The sequence below is a fragment of the Paenarthrobacter sp. AT5 genome (genome assembly GCF_032764245.1).
Taxonomy (GTDB): domain Bacteria; phylum Actinomycetota; class Actinomycetes; order Actinomycetales; family Micrococcaceae; genus Arthrobacter; species Arthrobacter ureafaciens.
This window is the reverse complement of the sequence record NZ_CP136441.1, coordinates 4,614,953-4,628,835: the sequence shown is the minus strand read 5'-3', so window position 1 is coordinate 4,628,835 and position 13,883 is coordinate 4,614,953. Positions and strand designations below refer to the sequence as shown.

Below are 13,883 nucleotides of genomic sequence, written 5' to 3'. Positions count from 1 at the left end.
AGTGTATAAGCCTTTTCGTGGAAGAGAAGATCATGGCCACCCAGCTCCATCACCCGGACCTGAACGGTATCAGCGTCGTTAGCATGCTCCGAGCAGTAGCTGACCCTGTAAGGCTCCGCGTGGTCGAGCTCCTCAGGGATGGACCGGAACGGACCTGCTCCTGGCTCGCCGAAGAAGTCCAAATTCCGCTCCCCACCATGAGTCACCATCTCAAGACCCTGCGTGAGGCTGGTGTTACGTTGTCCCGCAAGGAAGGGACCACCCGGTGGACGGGCCTGCGTACTGAGGAGCTTGAAGCGCACTTCCCGGGATTTGTCGAACAACTGGCCCAGCTTGCCCGGGCAGAGCATAGGCGGGAAACGCAGCGGCGGGAGGGGTAGTCCTGAGCGTGCAACGGTGGCTGCCCCGCTGGCTTCAACGCGACGGCAGTGAGCTTTGACTCGGTGGTCCACGCCCGTAGCCAGGCGTGCGCAGGCAAGGTGCCGCCGTCGTTCTCCAATCACGCCGACGGCTGCGCCTGACGGTCGGTCTTGACTACTGTGAAGAGCACCGCTGAGTCCTCTTCCGCTTCGAGGCTGTGGCGGCCGTCCGGCACGATTAACAGGTCTCCCGTTTTCCCCTGCCACGAGTCTTCGCCTGCCTTGAGCCAGACATTTCCCTTCAGCACGAAGACGGTAGCCTCGCCGGGGTTCTGATGTTCGCTGAGCCGCGTGCCTGCGCGGAAAGCCATGACTGTTTGCCGGAGGGTCTTCTCATGCCCGCCGAATGCTGTGTCTGCAGCGCGTCCGCTGGGTGCGGCAACTGCGGCTTCGATTTGCTGGCGGGCGAGAGCCTCGATCGATATTTTCTGCATGAGGTCACCGTACCCACGTTTCCTTGTTCTGCCGAGGGGTGTTGCCGTAGGTCCCGAATCAACAGAATGGCCAATGACGTGTTAGTGTTTTTGACGCTGTTGAGGAGAAAAAGGAAACTGGTTCTCCGAATCACCCTGCGCGGGTGGCGGAATGGCAGACGCGCTAGCTTGAGGTGCTAGTCCTCGAAAGGGGGTGGGGGTTCAAGTCCCCCTCCGCGCACACAATGAGCCCTGGAAGGTCAATGATCTTCCAGGGCTCACATGTTTAAGCTCCCATGTTCCAGCCGGTAAGCCGCCGGCCGTCACGCGCCCGTGCGCGGCGCGAACATGATGACGCCGACGCCCACTATGCAGATGACGGCTCCAATGATGTCCCAGCGGTCCGGGCGGAATCCGTCAACCAGCATGCCCCAGGCAAGTGAGCCGGCTATGAAAACGCCCCCGTACGCCGCGAGAACCCTTCCGAAATGGGCGTCGGGCTGGAACGCCGCGAAGAAGCCATAGATTCCCAAGGCAACGACTCCCAGCCCGGCCCACCACCAGGCCTTGCCCTCCCGGACTGCCTGCCAAATGAGCCAGGCGCCTCCGATTTCGGCTGCCGCGGCCAGAACGAAGAGGACTGTGGACTTGAGGATGGTCATGGCTCAAGTATTCATTGGCCCGTTATCCACATAGGCCTTCCCGGTGCTTTCGGCCACGACACACCGCCGAATAGCTTTGGATGCAGGAGATGCACTAAGATATTGAAGTCTGTGCTGCGCCCTCCTTCCGAATCTTTGGCGGGGGAGCGAGGCACAGCAATCGCAAATGAACCTCCTGTTACGGAGATACCGTAACCGCTTAGCCCAAAGGAGGTGGGTTCACATATGCGTCCTTACGAATTGATGGTAATCATCGACCCCGAGGTCGAAGAGCGTACCGTAGAGCCGTCGCTTCAGAAGTTCCTGAATGTCATCACCACCGATGGTGGAACCATCGAAAAGGTAGACATCTGGGGCCGTCGTCGCCTGGCATACGACATCAAGAAGAAGTCCGAAGGTATCTACGCAGTGGTGAACTTCACCGCTGAGCCTGCTACCGCCAAGGAACTTGATCGCCAGCTGTCTCTGAACGAGACGATCATGCGCACCAAGATCATCCGCCCCGAAGACCAGAAGGTTGTTGCTGAGTAATCAGCCCCTTCCGGATCTTTACCCCGCAGGAACGAACAAGGAGGCAGTAGATGGCAGGCGAAACCACTATTACGGTCATCGGTAATCTCACCAATGATCCGGAGCTGCGGTTCACCCCGTCTGGCTCAGCAGTAGCGAACTTCACCATCGCTTCTACTCCCCGGACCTTTGACCGCCAGTCGAATGAATGGAAGGACGGGGAAACCCTGTTCCTCCGCGCGTCCGTATGGCGGGAAGCAGCCGAGAACGTTGCCGAGTCCCTCACAAAGGGAACACGCGTCATTGTTTCCGGCCGTTTGAAGAGCCGTTCTTACGAAACCAAAGAAGGCGAGAAGCGCACCGTTATTGAGCTTGAGGTCGACGAGATCGGCCCGAGCTTGCGTTACGCGAATGCCAAAGTCAACCGCACCCAGCGCTCCGGCGGCGGGTTCGGCGCCGGCAACGGTGGCCAAGGTGGCTTCGGTGGCGGCAACGCAGGTGGCTTCGGAGGTGGCCCCGCTGGTGGAAACCAGGGCGGCAACTCCGGTGGAAACTGGGGCGGCAACCAGCCCGCACAGCAGGATGACCCTTGGGCTACGCCCGGTGTCAGCAACGCTGGTGGCTGGGGCAACGGCCCGGACTCCGAACCTCCCTTCTAAACAAAAAAACACCACCATCCCGTGGATCAATATCCACGGGCTCCATAGAAAAGGAGCTCCACGATGGCTAAGGCTGAACTCCGTAAGCCCAAACCAAAGTCCAACCCCTTGAAGGCCGCTGACATCACTGTCATCGACTACAAGGACGTAGCATTGCTGCGCAAGTTCATCTCCGACCGCGGAAAGATCCGCGCTCGTCGCGTCACTGGCGTTACCGTTCAGGAACAGCGCAAAATCGCCCAGGCAATCAAGAACGCCCGCGAAGTTGCTCTGCTGCCCTACTCCGGCGCTGGCCGCGGCTAAGGGAAGGGATTAACTAACATGGCAAAGCTCATTCTGACCCACGAAGTAACCGGTCTCGGTGCTGCTGGCGACGTTGTCGAGGTAAAGAACGGTTACGCACGTAACTACCTTCTGCCCCGCGGCTTCGCTCTGACCTGGACCCGTGGTGGCGAGAAGCAGGTTGAGAGCATCAAGGCAGCACGTGCTGCCCGTGCCCACGCAACTGTTGAAGCTGCACAGGCACAGGCTCAGGCATTGTCCTCCAAGAAGGTCAAGCTCGAGGTGAAGGCCGGTCAGTCCGGTCGTCTCTTCGGCACCGTCAAGCCTGCTGACGTCGCTGCTGCTGTTGAGGCTGCCGGCCTCGGCGCCATCGACAAGCGCAACGTTGAACTGCCGAACCACATCAAGTCTGTCGGTTCGTACCAGGCCAACGTTCGCCTGCACGAGGATGTTTCCGCTGTCATCGACCTTGAGGTCGTTGCCGGCAAGTAGTCTCTGACTAAACCTGAAGGACCCCGCTCCCGGATTCCGGGAACGGGGTCCTTTTGCATGCCCCGAGTTGGCATTTGATGACAATGTTGGAGCCCCGGATTGCCATTAAATGCCAACTCGCGGAGGGCTCGCGCGGGGTTAGGGCCTATGGATCTCCGTCATGGTGTGGTTGTAGCCGGTGCGGATCAGCTCGGCCAGCACATCCCTGTCCACGTCGTCCAGCTTGTTGACGTACAGGCAGGACGCGCCGGTTTTGTGCTTACCCAGTTCTGGAAGCAGACGGTCCGCCTCCGGCCCCATGGTCAGTCCGTAGAGGGCCAGGTTGGTCTTCCGGGATGAAAAACCGACGGCCGCGGAATCACCCTCACGGCCGCTCGCATACTTGTAGTGGTACTTGCCGAAGCCGACGATCGTGGGACCCCACATCACGGCTTCCTGGCCGGTGAGCTCCCGCATCATGTTCAGCAATTCAAAGCCGTCCGCACGCCGCGTCGGGTGCTCCACGGCACCGAGGAACTCCTCTACGGACGCGTCGGTGGGCTGCGTCTTGTTCTCTGCCATGCAGGTAGTCTTGCAGACACGCCACAGGCTCACCAGCACCAGTGATAGCCTGCACCGGTGAGTCCACTTTCCCCCCGAAACCGCCCATTCCACCAAGTAGACGTCTTCTCCGACCGTCCCTATTTCGGCAACCCGCTCGCCGTCGTCGTAGATGCCGAAGGGCTCAACAGCGAAACCATGCAGCGGTTCGCCAACTGGACCAATCTCTCCGAAACCACCTTCCTGATCCCGCCCACGCATCCGGACGCGGACTACAAGGTGCGCATCTTCACGGGCAGTGAGGAATTCCCGTTTGCAGGGCACCCCACTCTCGGTTCGGCGCACACGTGGTTGGAGGCCGGGGGAGTGCCCAAGTCTGCTGGCGTGGTGGTTCAGGAGTGTGGAGCGGGTTTGGTGCGCGTAAAGCACGACGGCGGCAGGCTGGCTTTTGCGGCACCGCCACTGACCCGCTTCGGCCCGGTAGAGGACGCTGTGCGGAAGCAATTGGCGGCGGGACTTCGTCTAAATGAGGCTGACATCCTCGATGCCTCCTGGTTGGTGAATGGTCCGGAGTGGATTGGCGTCCTCCTCGAATCTGGCGGCCAGGTCTTGGGATTGGAGCCGGACATGGCTGCTTTGGGTGACTTGAAAGTGGGAGTCATAGGGCCGTATCCGGCGGGTTTCGAGGTGGATTTCGAGGTTCGGACGTTCATCCCGGGTGACGCGATGATCGAGGACCCGGTGACAGGGAGCTTCAACGCCGGAGCAGCTCAATGGCTCATAGGGAGTGGGCGGGCACCGGAGGACTACGTGGCCGCCCAAGGGACAGTACTTGGGAGGGCGGGACGCATCCACGTCAAGGCTGAAGGGGACCAGGTCTGGGTGGGCGGTGATTCGACTACCTGCATCCAGGGGACAGTACTGTTATAGGCCTGGGTAACTAAAGGAGAACGCATGGGTTCCGCACGGACATTTGAGTCGATCGTCATCATCTTCAACCCCAACAGCACGGGGAATGCCCCGGAGCTTGCGGAAGAGCTGCACGGGAAGCTCATCAAGATGCTGCCGTACTCGCCGGAGATCATCCTTGAACCAACCCAGCACGCGGGGCACGCGGTCGATCTGGCCCGTGAGGCCGCCGGCAAGGGCGGCGACGTCCTGGTGGTCTCGGTCAGCGGCGACGGCGGCTACAACGAGGTTGTCAACGGCGTGATGCAGGCGGAGAACCCCAAGGCAGTGGCCGCAGTCATGGCTGCCGGCAACGCGAACGACCACCGGCGGACGGTTGGAACCAAGCCTTTGGAGGAGGCCATCGCGGAGGGCAACGTCCACAACATCGACCTGCTCCGGATCCACACCGGCCAGAAAGAGAATGAGCCGCTGGAATACGCCCACTCGTACATCGGGTTCGGCCTGACTCCGGTTGTGGCGACGGAGTTGGAAAAGGGAAGCAAGGGCGCCCTGACGGAGATGGTGTCCGTGATCAAGACGTTCTCTGAGTTCAAGCCGTTCGAAATCCGGTTGGACAACGGCAAGCGCCAGAAGGTGGACAGCCTCGTTTTTGCGAACATCCCCGAAATGGCAAAGTACGCCACCCTCAGCGAGGCGGAGGAGACGCCCCGTGACGGCAAGTTTGAGGTCATCTTCTTCCCCCACATGCCCAAATGGCGGGTGGTCTTGAACGCTTTGCGGGCCACCACCCAGGGCCTGGGCGATCAGCCGAGCGTCAGCAGCTACGAATTCACCACGCTGAAGCCCCTGCCGTACCAAATGGACGGGGAAGTAAAGAACGTGGAAGCCGGGATCAAGGTCCGCGTGGAGAGCGCACCGGCGGCGCTGCCCACCATCGGCTGAGTTCAGCCCGCGCTGCAGGCAGCGGTGACAAAGTCATGGATGCGTCCGCGCAGATCTGCAGGAGCCGGCACCTTCAGGGCACCCTGACGGTTGCCGATGGCCACATTCAATGGAACCAGTGTTCCCACCTTGTCTTCAGCGACGGCATGGGGGTCGCAGCGGGCAGGGCGTACGCGCAGGGACAGCACCCGGGCGTCCGCTGCGGCCGCAATGGCGACGTCGCGGGGCCACGGGTCCGACGGCTGCTCCGCCAGTAACGTGGTGCCACCGATCGACTCGATGACCAGGGTCTGGTTGGGCGTAGCGGTTCTGGTTGGGGTGATAATCAGGCGCACGACGGCGGTTCTTCCGTCCGGCGCTACGTCCAGTTCCGGGGCCAAGGCGATGGATGCCACCGCCGCGGCCTCCTTGGCGAGGCAGAGTTCGTCCGAGTTGCGCTGCAGGACGCCGAAGGAGTCGGTGGCTCCGGTGCTGAGTTGGCGTTGCTCATTATTGGTGCGGGCGTAGTGGATGGTGGTTGCCGGGGGTTCGCCCGTATGGCTCCCGCAGCGTGGCTCCGGAAGGCTGGCGGGGAGGCTTTTGGGCTGGTTCGGCGGTAGTTCCAGTGGACCGTTTTCCGGCCTCCATGTGATGTCCTGCTGAAACAAGCCTGAGCGGAGGTCCATGCCGCTGACCGTGACGGGCGAGCCGGAGGTGTTGGTCAGTTGGATGAGGATGGCTTGCTTTCCGTACTGGTCGCGGGACTGGTTGATGTCCACCACGATCTCCGCGGCAGGCTCACTGGTGCCCGGTTCCGGAGCAGCCACGGGCTGGCAGGAAGAGACCGCACCCGCGGCACACAGCAACAAGATGAGTGCCAACCATGAATGCCGCTGCCGGGCCATGCGATCAGTCTAGGCCTGGCGTTGGGAACCTGTACGGGTTCCTCTGGTGATAGCTTCGTAAGCATGCTTAGCTTAATTCCCAATACTGGTGCGCCACCGGAAAGGAAGTCATGTCCACTGTTACCCGGCCCTTCAAGTCTTCAGCAGCCGACGTCTGGAAAGTGATCGCCGACGGCTGGCTTTACCCTGGCTGGGTGGTGGGTGCCTCACGGATCCGCGCTGTGGATGATCAGTGGCCCCAGGTCGGTGCGAAGCTTCATCACTCCGTAGGCGTATGGCCCTTCCTGATCGATGACAGCACCAGCGTGGCTGCGGTCCAGACCGGACGCTCCCTTGAGCTCCTTGCCCGTGGATGGCCGATGGGTGAGGCCAAGGTGCTGATCACGGTGGAAGAGGCCGGTCCGGACGAATGCCGCGTCTCCATCTCCGAGGACGCAGTGCGAGGTCCCGGCAAGTTGGTTCCCAAAGTCCTGCGGGATCCTGTGATCGACGTTAGGAACAACGAGACCCTGCGACGACTGGAACTGATGGCAGTCGGCGGGGCTGGGCGGCAGAGGTAGCCTTTTCGGCAAGATCCTTCGCCCAGGGCCTCTTCCGTCCTAGCATGGTCCGCAGGTGCGCACACGGACGGTGCACAGGCGGGGGATGGGTTCATGGGGTCATCGGAAGCGGCAGAAGCCAGGGTGGCGGCAGCGGCCAGTGCAGGGCCTCCCAAGACGGAGAGTGAGCCGGGCAGGCGCAGGCGTCCGCGGAGAATCCGAAGGCTGGAGCTCGCCGTCGTGCTGGTCCTGGCCGTACTCCTGGCCCTTTCTGCCACCCCGTGGCCATCGGCGATGGTGATCCGTGGGGTTTTCGAGCGCGGGGCCCAGGACACCGTTGCAGAAATGACTCCTTACGTTCCGCAGGCCGGGCTGCAGACACGAGCCAATGTTGTCTACAGGCCGGGGCTCTCCTTCGACGCCTTTAGCCCCGAAGGAGCTGCGGGTGGACTGCCGACGATCGTTTGGATTCATGGTGGTGCCTGGATTTCCGGGACCCAGGCCAACGTTGAGCCCTATCTTCGGATTCTCGCCGCCGAAGGCTACACAACCATCGGCGTGGGCTACACGATTGCGCCCGAGGCCACGTATCCCACAGCGGTTCGTGAAATCAACGACGCCCTGGCTTACATCAAGGCTCACGCTGCTGAACTGAACGTGGATCCGGGCCGCATCGTCCTGGCAGGGGACTCTGCGGGTGCACAGCTGGCCAGCCAAATGGCCACCCTGACAGTCAATCCTGCCTACGCCAACCTGCTCGGCGTAGAGCCGGCGTTGCGCAAGGAGGATCTGGCTGCCACCATTCTTCACTGCGGTGTTTACGATCTGGACGCCATGAGCAAGCTCAACGGTCTGCTGGAGTGGGGTCTCAAGACGTCTTTGTGGTCCTACACGGGCACCAAGGACTGGTCCGCCACCTATGCCGGGGCAACCATGTCTACCATCGGGTTCGTCACCGGTGACTTGCCCCCTACGTTCATAAGCGGCGGCAACGGAGACGGGTTGACCTGGTTGCAGTCCGTTCCCTACAGCAATCGCTTGAAAGCAGCCGGAGTTCCCGTGACAGAGCTTTTCTGGCCAGCCGACCACACTCCGGCACTTCCTCATGAGTACCAGTTCCAGTTGAATTTCACCGAAGCCAAGGATGCCAAGGACAGGACCCTGGACTTTCTGGCCGCTCACGTGCGCCCGGGCCGGTAGAAGCGTCCGGGAATACTTCCGGAGCCCGCCCGGTTCAACCACATAGATGCATATGCATGTAAGCTGAGTTGAATCGAGCAACAGGAGAACGCCATGGAAACCCGCCGCATAACCGTCCTTTTGGTTGGGTCCCCGTGTAGGAGTCCGGTGACTATGTGAGTTTCGTGTCCGAGAATGGACGCAGGAGGAAATTCACTAGTTATGGCACGTAGGCATACCCCCGAGCAGGTCATCGCGAAGGTCCGGCAGGGCCAGAAAATGCTCAATGAAGGACGGCCCCTCATCGAGGTCGTCAAGGAACTGCAGGTCACCGAGGCGACCTGGTACCGGTGGCTGAACCAGTACGGGTCCGAGAAGAACGCCGAGGCGACGAAACGGACCAAGGAGCTCGAGAAGGAGAACGCGAGGCTCAAGCGGCTGCTGGCCGAGAAAGAGCTAGCCATCGACATCCTGAACGAGGTGGCCAAGGGAAAATTCTGAGCCCCGAACCACGCCGCCGTGCCGTGCGCATGGCGATGGAGAAGTTCGGGGCGTCGGAACGCTTTGCCTGCAAAGTGCTGGGGCAGAACCGCTCCGCCCTGCGCAAGAAGAAACCCGAAATGAGTTTCGAGGAAACACGGCTGCGCGCTGACCTGCGGGCAGTCGCGCAGAAACACCCGGCGTGGGGCTGGAAGAAGGCCCGCTGGCACCTGCGTGCCCAGCCGCAGTGGCAGGACGTGGCGCTGAACAAGAAGCGGGTACGCCGGCTCTGGCGCGACGAGGGACTGGTTTGTAAACCCAAGCCGAAGAAGAAGCGCCGGACCGGCCCGGACGCCGGGGAACAGAAGCGCCTGAAAGCCGAATACCCGATGCACGTGATCAGCTTCGACTTCCAGTCCGACGTCACCTCCTGCGGGCGCCACATCCGCTTCTTCAACGTCATCGACGAATGCACCCGCACGGCGCTGGCGATCGTGCCGCGGCGCTCGTTCAAGGCTTCCGACGTGGTCGCCGTGCTGGAGAACATCATCGCCGAAACCGGTATCGAACCGGCGTACGTGCGCTGCGACAACGGACCGGAATTCACCGCCGCCGCACTGATCGAATGGTGCAGCACAGCCGGTGTGAAGACCGCGTTCATCGACCCGGGATCGCCCTGGCAGAACGGGTTCATCGAATCATTCAACGCCCAATTCAGAAGGGAACAACTCTCCGGAGAAATCATCGACACCATGGCCGAAGCAAAGTACTTGGCCGACGAATGGAAAGACATCTACAATCATGAACGGCCCCACGGATCCCTGGATGGAATGACACCATCCAACTACTGGAATCAGTGGACCGCAGACCACCAATCAGCTATCGCATAGCCGCTGGACTGCTAAAGGGGGCCCAATCACTTTCAGCAGGGCTTGGCGTGCCGTCGTCGAGCCGTCTGCTGGCCGACCAATTGGCTGCCTCCACGGAACGGCAGCTGCAGGCAGCCGGGTACCAGGCGAAGATCGACATCGTTGAACTAAGGGACTTGGCGGTGGACATCGCCAACAACTTCGTCACCGGATACGCAGCTCCCCGCCTCGCGGAGGTGATCGCCGGCGTCGAAGACTCCGACGGCATTATCGCCGTCAGCCCCGTTTTCAGCGCCTCCTACAGCGGCCTCTTCAAGTCCTTCATCGACGTCCTGGATCCCAAGTCGCTGGACGGCAAGGCGGTCCTCATTGGCGCCACGGGCGGCACCGACCGCCACCAGATGGTTCTGGACCACGCCATGCGGCCGCTCTTCAGCTACCTGCGGACCAGGATGGCGGCGACTGCCATCTTCGCCGGGCCCCAGGACTGGGGTAATGACGACGGCGGCTCACCGCTTTCCGCGCGCGTGGACCGGGCGGCCGGTGAGCTCGTGCAACTGCTGAGCGGCCCCCAGCCCGGGCGGAAGTCGCCCGCCTTGGAGTCGTTGCCGTTCGAGCAATTGCTGGCAGGAATCTCTGCTGCGCAGTAGGCCGAACTAATCGCCGTGCCGGGTCGTTGGGCAAGGCATGAAATGTCCTGTGGATTCTGTAGACCTGGTGATGAGCGAACGCAGCGGGGTTGAGATTGATTACTGCCCGCAATGCAGGGGTGTGTGGCTGGACCGCGGTGAGCTGGACAAAATCATCGATCGGGTGGCCGCCGACCCCCCACCCGCTCCGGCGCCGCACGTTCCAAGCCAACCTCCCATAGCCCCGCCACCGCTCTACAACCCTTTCGAATCGAGGCCCGGGCAGCCGCGGTACGACGACCGGGGTGGGCGCCGGGATTATGAGCGGAGGGACGCTGATCGGCGGGACTACGACCGTCGCGATGACTATGGCCGCAAGCGGAAGAAGAAGGAAGGCTGGCTCGGAGACCTGTTCGACTTCTAGTCGTCCAGCAGCTCGATGAATTCGCGCGCCTGCTTGATGGTGATGTCCGAGTGGCGGGTCAGGGCCAGCGCTGCGCCCTCCACGTCCCCGCTTTTGGCGAGGGTCCTGATCCGCCCGTAGATCTCGTCATTGAGCATATTGCTGCTCACCTCGCGGGTCACATCGCCCTTGCTGACGATTGCACGGTACCGGTAAGGGAACCGCTCGGGCTCGTCGTCATCGTCCGCCAGCAGGTCCTTGGCGGGAGCTTCCGGCCGGTAGGGCTGTGGATGGGCGGCGAGGGCTCCGACGGCGTCGCGAGAGGCCCGCAGACCTTCTCCGGTGGCCTGCAAGTAGAGCTTGATGGCCGCCATCCCTTGGCCCTGCGCTATGAGGGAGTACAGGCGACGGTGCTGTTCCTCATTTAGTTTGGCTGCCGACTCCTTGGCGAGGGTGACTGCATCCTTGGGCACGTTCAAGGCCGCGGCGTCGGCACGGGTCTCGGCAGATCGCTTGGTGTAGGAGCGAATGAGCAGCAGCACGCCCGCAATGACCGCAATGAGGATCACGAGCGGGATGAGAAGCGAATCCATGGCGTTTATCAGAGCCGATCTATGTAGTTCTTGGCGGTCATGAGATCTGAGTGTGTTGCCTGCCGCAGTACCTTGATGGCTTGGATCTTTTGGCCGCTGCGGACAAGGTTTTGGAGCTCAAATGCCAACTGTGGGTTGAGCTGGCCGTTGGGAAGTATTGCGGGTTGCTGATCCCGGGCAGGGGAATTCGGGGACTGCTGGCCAGGGGCCGGGCGCGAAGTGTGGGAACGGTTCTGGCTGGGCTGCGCGGAAGCTTCTATGCGTGCCCGCTGGGCCAGTGCCGCCTGGATTTGCGAGGCTTGGTGCGCGGCGGAGCGTGACGCCAGTTCACGTTGGTAGCGCTCCGCCTCGGACACTCCGGTATCACGGGGCCGAAGCGCCGTGGACACGGCCCATAGCAGGCCAATAAGGATCACCAAAGGGAGGGCTGTCAGGAGCAGGTCGCCAAGGTTGTTCCCCATGCTTAGAGCTTATGCCAGATTGAGGTTATCCACAGCACATTCCATGAGCGGCATAAGCTTCCGAGAGGGAAGTGTCAAATACGGCATGAACTTGTTGAATGCATCACATTCTGGGCATGTTTGTGCCTCGTCGAGGCGTGATGGGCTTCCCTCCTGGTGAATGTACCTGTGGATGGTTATCCACTAAAAAATCTTTTGCTCCACAAGCTGTGAGGGACGTTTTCCCATGTCAAAAGCGGTTTTGAGCGAAAAGAATTTTTGTATCCACAGGTTCACGCACAGTCTGTGCACAACCAATGGGGCTTATTCCACAGGTTATCCACAGATGTGCAAGACGGCCGGCTTTGTGCTTCCCAAGAGCGCGGATAACGTGGCTCAGGTACCTGTTTCAGGATGGAAATAACCCTCCCGAATACCCTCAGCCGACGGCGCGCAAATCAGCTTGGGGATACTTCTGTGGATAAGTTGTGGGTAACGGGGACGGCCCTAAAAATGTCGGTCCCGGACGATATAACAGGAGCACTCGGCTGGTCCGGATGCCAAGGTTATCCATTCCAGGTCCACCCGCGCTTTACGCACCGCCGAGGGACGGAATCTCTGCAGCGGTACACATATGGAGGACGGCTTTGTCAGTAACGCACTTGGACTCACTCGAGGGCACCCGGGCTTCGGATTCGAGCCGCAAACCTCCGCAGGACATCGCGGCTGAACAATCAGTCCTCGGTGGCATGATGCTCTCCAAGGACGCCATTGCCGACGTCGTGGAGATCGTTCGCGGGCACGATTTTTACCGCCCGGCGCACGAGACCATCTACGAATCCATCATTGACCTGTACGGACGCGGAGAACCCGCTGACGCAGTGACCGTCTCGGATGAACTGACCAAACGCGGCGAGATCAACAGGATCGGCGGGCCGGCCTATCTCCATGAACTGATCCAGACTGTCCCCACCGCCGCAAACGCCGGCTACTACGCGGAAATCGTTGCAGAACGCGCAGTCCTGCGCCGGTTGGTCAATGCCGGAACCAAGATCGTGCAAATGGGCTACGGCCAGGACGGAGAGGTCGAAGACCTCGTCAACCAGGCCCAGGCCGAGGTCTACGCTGTTGCTGAAAAGCGCACGGCTGAAGACTACGTTGCGTTGAAAGACGTCTTGGAGTCCACCGTGGACGAGATCGAGGCGTCCGGGCACCGTGGAGAGGGCATGGTGGGTGTTCCCACCGGCTTCTATGAACTGGACGAACTCACGCACGGCCTCCACCCTGGCCAGATGATCGTGATTGCAGCACGCCCCGCGGTCGGTAAGTCCACGTTTGCGCTGGACTTCGCCCGTTCGGCAGCCATCAAGAACAACATGGCGACTGTGATGTTCTCCTTGGAAATGGGCCGGAACGAGATCGCCATGCGCCTGCTCTCCGCGGAGGCCACCATCAGCCTCCAGGATCTCCGCAAGGGAACCATCAAGGATGAGCAATGGTCCAAGATCGCCACCACCATGGGCCGGATGAATGATGCGCCCCTGTTCATCGACGACAGCCCCAATATGTCCCTCATGGAAATCCGGGCCAAGTGCCGCCGCCTCAAGCAGCAACATGACCTTAAGCTCGTGGTGCTCGACTACCTGCAGCTGATGAGCTCGGGCAAGAAGGTTGAATCCCGCCAGCAGGAAGTGTCCGAGTTCTCGCGTGCGCTGAAGCTGCTCGCCAAGGAACTCCAGGTCCCCGTGATCGCCCTCTCGCAGCTGAACCGTGGTTCAGAACAGCGTCAGGACAAGCGGCCCATGGTTTCCGACCTCCGTGAATCCGGTTCTATCGAGCAGGACGCGGACATGGTCATCCTCCTCCACCGTGAGGATGTCTACGACAAGGAGTCCCCTCGCGCAGGTGAAGCGGACATCCTGATCGCCAAACACCGTAACGGCCCTACCAAGGACATCGTCGTGGCATTCCAAGGTCACTACTCCCGGTTCGCCAACATGGCCGGCGATTCCGGCGGAGGCGGCGGTTTCTAGCAC

General features: G+C 61.2%; 19 protein-coding genes, 1 tRNA gene and 1 pseudogene. 15 read left to right on the top strand and 6 right to left on the bottom strand.

Annotated elements, in window-relative coordinates; genetic code table 11:
- The first annotated feature begins 17 nt into the window (after positions 1-17).
- Positions 18-380, top strand: a complete 363-nt coding sequence (locus RI444_RS21610; RefSeq protein ID WP_225740073.1) for an ArsR/SmtB family transcription factor — start codon at positions 18-20, stop codon at positions 378-380.
- A 119-nt stretch (positions 381-499) separates the two neighbouring features.
- Here RI444_RS21610 and RI444_RS21605 read toward each other — a convergent pair whose 3' ends face one another.
- Positions 500-853 carry a cupin domain-containing protein gene (locus tag RI444_RS21605; RefSeq protein ID WP_021473326.1) on the bottom strand — a complete coding sequence of 118 codons (354 nt, stop codon included), beginning with the start codon at positions 851-853 and terminating at the stop codon, positions 500-502.
- A gap of 137 nt (positions 854-990) precedes the next feature.
- On the opposite strand from RI444_RS21605, the gene RI444_RS21600 reads away from it, so the two are divergent.
- Positions 991-1,073, top strand: a tRNA-Leu gene (locus tag RI444_RS21600).
- A gap of 82 nt (positions 1,074-1,155) precedes the next feature.
- On the opposite strand, the gene RI444_RS21595 is transcribed toward RI444_RS21600, so the two are convergent.
- Positions 1,156-1,494, bottom strand: a complete 339-nt coding sequence (locus RI444_RS21595) for a YnfA family protein (protein ID WP_021473325.1) — start codon at positions 1,492-1,494, stop codon at positions 1,156-1,158.
- Between the two features lie 225 nt (positions 1,495-1,719).
- Between RI444_RS21595 and rpsF the strand changes: the two genes are divergently transcribed.
- From rpsF to rplI, 4 genes are all read left to right on the top strand, one after another.
- A complete protein-coding gene (rpsF, locus tag RI444_RS21590; RefSeq protein WP_021473324.1) occupies positions 1,720-2,025 on the top strand; it encodes a 30S ribosomal protein S6 in 306 nt (101 codons plus the stop codon).
- A 50-nt stretch (positions 2,026-2,075) separates the two neighbouring features.
- Positions 2,076-2,663, top strand: coding sequence for a single-stranded DNA-binding protein (locus RI444_RS21585; RefSeq protein ID WP_021473323.1), 588 nt, complete (start codon positions 2,076-2,078; stop codon positions 2,661-2,663).
- A 63-nt stretch (positions 2,664-2,726) separates the two neighbouring features.
- The gene (gene rpsR, locus RI444_RS21580; RefSeq protein ID WP_003800144.1) at positions 2,727-2,966 is read left to right on the top strand and encodes a 30S ribosomal protein S18; all 240 of its coding nucleotides are present in this window, start codon (positions 2,727-2,729) and stop codon (positions 2,964-2,966) included.
- Positions 2,967-2,984: 18 nt separating this feature from the next.
- Positions 2,985-3,437, top strand: a complete 453-nt coding sequence (gene rplI / locus RI444_RS21575) for a 50S ribosomal protein L9 (RefSeq protein ID WP_062098874.1) — start codon at positions 2,985-2,987, stop codon at positions 3,435-3,437.
- Positions 3,438-3,575: 138 nt separating this feature from the next.
- On the opposite strand, the gene RI444_RS21570 is transcribed toward rplI, so the two are convergent.
- Positions 3,576-3,998: a DUF1801 domain-containing protein gene (locus RI444_RS21570; protein ID WP_062098873.1), complete on the bottom strand. Its 423-nt coding sequence runs from the start codon at positions 3,996-3,998 to the stop codon at positions 3,576-3,578.
- A gap of 57 nt (positions 3,999-4,055) precedes the next feature.
- Here RI444_RS21570 and RI444_RS21565 point away from each other — a divergent pair, with 57 nt between their 5' ends.
- Both RI444_RS21565 and RI444_RS21560 read left to right on the top strand, forming a co-directional pair.
- Positions 4,056-4,907 carry a PhzF family phenazine biosynthesis protein gene (locus tag RI444_RS21565; RefSeq protein ID WP_207605311.1) on the top strand — a complete coding sequence of 284 codons (852 nt, stop codon included), beginning with the start codon at positions 4,056-4,058 and terminating at the stop codon, positions 4,905-4,907.
- Between the two features lie 24 nt (positions 4,908-4,931).
- Positions 4,932-5,831: a diacylglycerol/lipid kinase family protein gene (locus tag RI444_RS21560; protein WP_193592443.1), complete on the top strand. Its 900-nt coding sequence runs from the start codon at positions 4,932-4,934 to the stop codon at positions 5,829-5,831.
- 2 nt (positions 5,832-5,833) lie between these two features.
- Here the strand turns inward: RI444_RS21560 and RI444_RS21555 are convergent, their stop codons facing one another.
- Positions 5,834-6,715, bottom strand: coding sequence for a hypothetical protein (locus RI444_RS21555; protein ID WP_242703180.1), 882 nt, complete (start codon positions 6,713-6,715; stop codon positions 5,834-5,836).
- A gap of 110 nt (positions 6,716-6,825) precedes the next feature.
- Between RI444_RS21555 and RI444_RS21550 the strand changes: the two genes are divergently transcribed.
- The 6 genes and pseudogenes from RI444_RS21550 (at position 6,826) to RI444_RS21525 (ending at position 10,835) form a co-directional block, all read left to right on the top strand.
- Positions 6,826-7,275: an SRPBCC family protein gene (locus RI444_RS21550; protein WP_069696576.1), complete on the top strand. Its 450-nt coding sequence runs from the start codon at positions 6,826-6,828 to the stop codon at positions 7,273-7,275.
- A gap of 93 nt (positions 7,276-7,368) precedes the next feature.
- The gene (locus RI444_RS21545; protein ID WP_207605312.1) at positions 7,369-8,454 is read left to right on the top strand and encodes an alpha/beta hydrolase; all 1,086 of its coding nucleotides are present in this window, start codon (positions 7,369-7,371) and stop codon (positions 8,452-8,454) included.
- A gap of 174 nt (positions 8,455-8,628) precedes the next feature.
- Positions 8,629-8,820 (top strand): annotated as a pseudogene (locus tag RI444_RS21540) (transposase); the annotation flags it as partial.
- A complete protein-coding gene (locus RI444_RS21535) occupies positions 8,784-9,803 on the top strand; it encodes an IS3 family transposase (protein ID WP_225740121.1) in 1,020 nt (339 codons plus the stop codon). The pseudogene RI444_RS21540 and the gene RI444_RS21535, both read left to right, overlap by 37 nt.
- A 47-nt stretch (positions 9,804-9,850) precedes the next feature.
- Positions 9,851-10,432, top strand: coding sequence for an FMN reductase (locus RI444_RS21530; RefSeq protein ID WP_316963853.1), 582 nt, complete (start codon positions 9,851-9,853; stop codon positions 10,430-10,432).
- A gap of 49 nt (positions 10,433-10,481) precedes the next feature.
- Positions 10,482-10,835, top strand: a complete 354-nt coding sequence (locus RI444_RS21525; protein ID WP_373325249.1) for a zf-TFIIB domain-containing protein — start codon at positions 10,482-10,484, stop codon at positions 10,833-10,835.
- Here the strand turns inward: RI444_RS21525 and RI444_RS21520 are convergent.
- Both RI444_RS21520 and RI444_RS21515 read right to left on the bottom strand, forming a co-directional pair.
- Complete coding sequence (locus RI444_RS21520) at positions 10,832-11,407, bottom strand: hypothetical protein (protein WP_021473313.1); 576 nt, start codon at positions 11,405-11,407, stop codon at positions 10,832-10,834. The two genes, RI444_RS21525 and RI444_RS21520, sit on opposite strands and share 4 nt — an antisense overlap.
- Positions 11,408-11,415: 8 nt before the next feature.
- Positions 11,416-11,868, bottom strand: a complete 453-nt coding sequence (locus tag RI444_RS21515) for a hypothetical protein (protein ID WP_021473312.1) — start codon at positions 11,866-11,868, stop codon at positions 11,416-11,418.
- 626 nt (positions 11,869-12,494) lie between these two features.
- Between RI444_RS21515 and dnaB the strand changes: the two genes are divergently transcribed.
- The gene (gene dnaB, locus RI444_RS21510) at positions 12,495-13,880 is read left to right on the top strand and encodes a replicative DNA helicase (RefSeq protein WP_031216797.1); all 1,386 of its coding nucleotides are present in this window, start codon (positions 12,495-12,497) and stop codon (positions 13,878-13,880) included.
- Positions 13,881-13,883 lie beyond the last annotated feature (3 nt).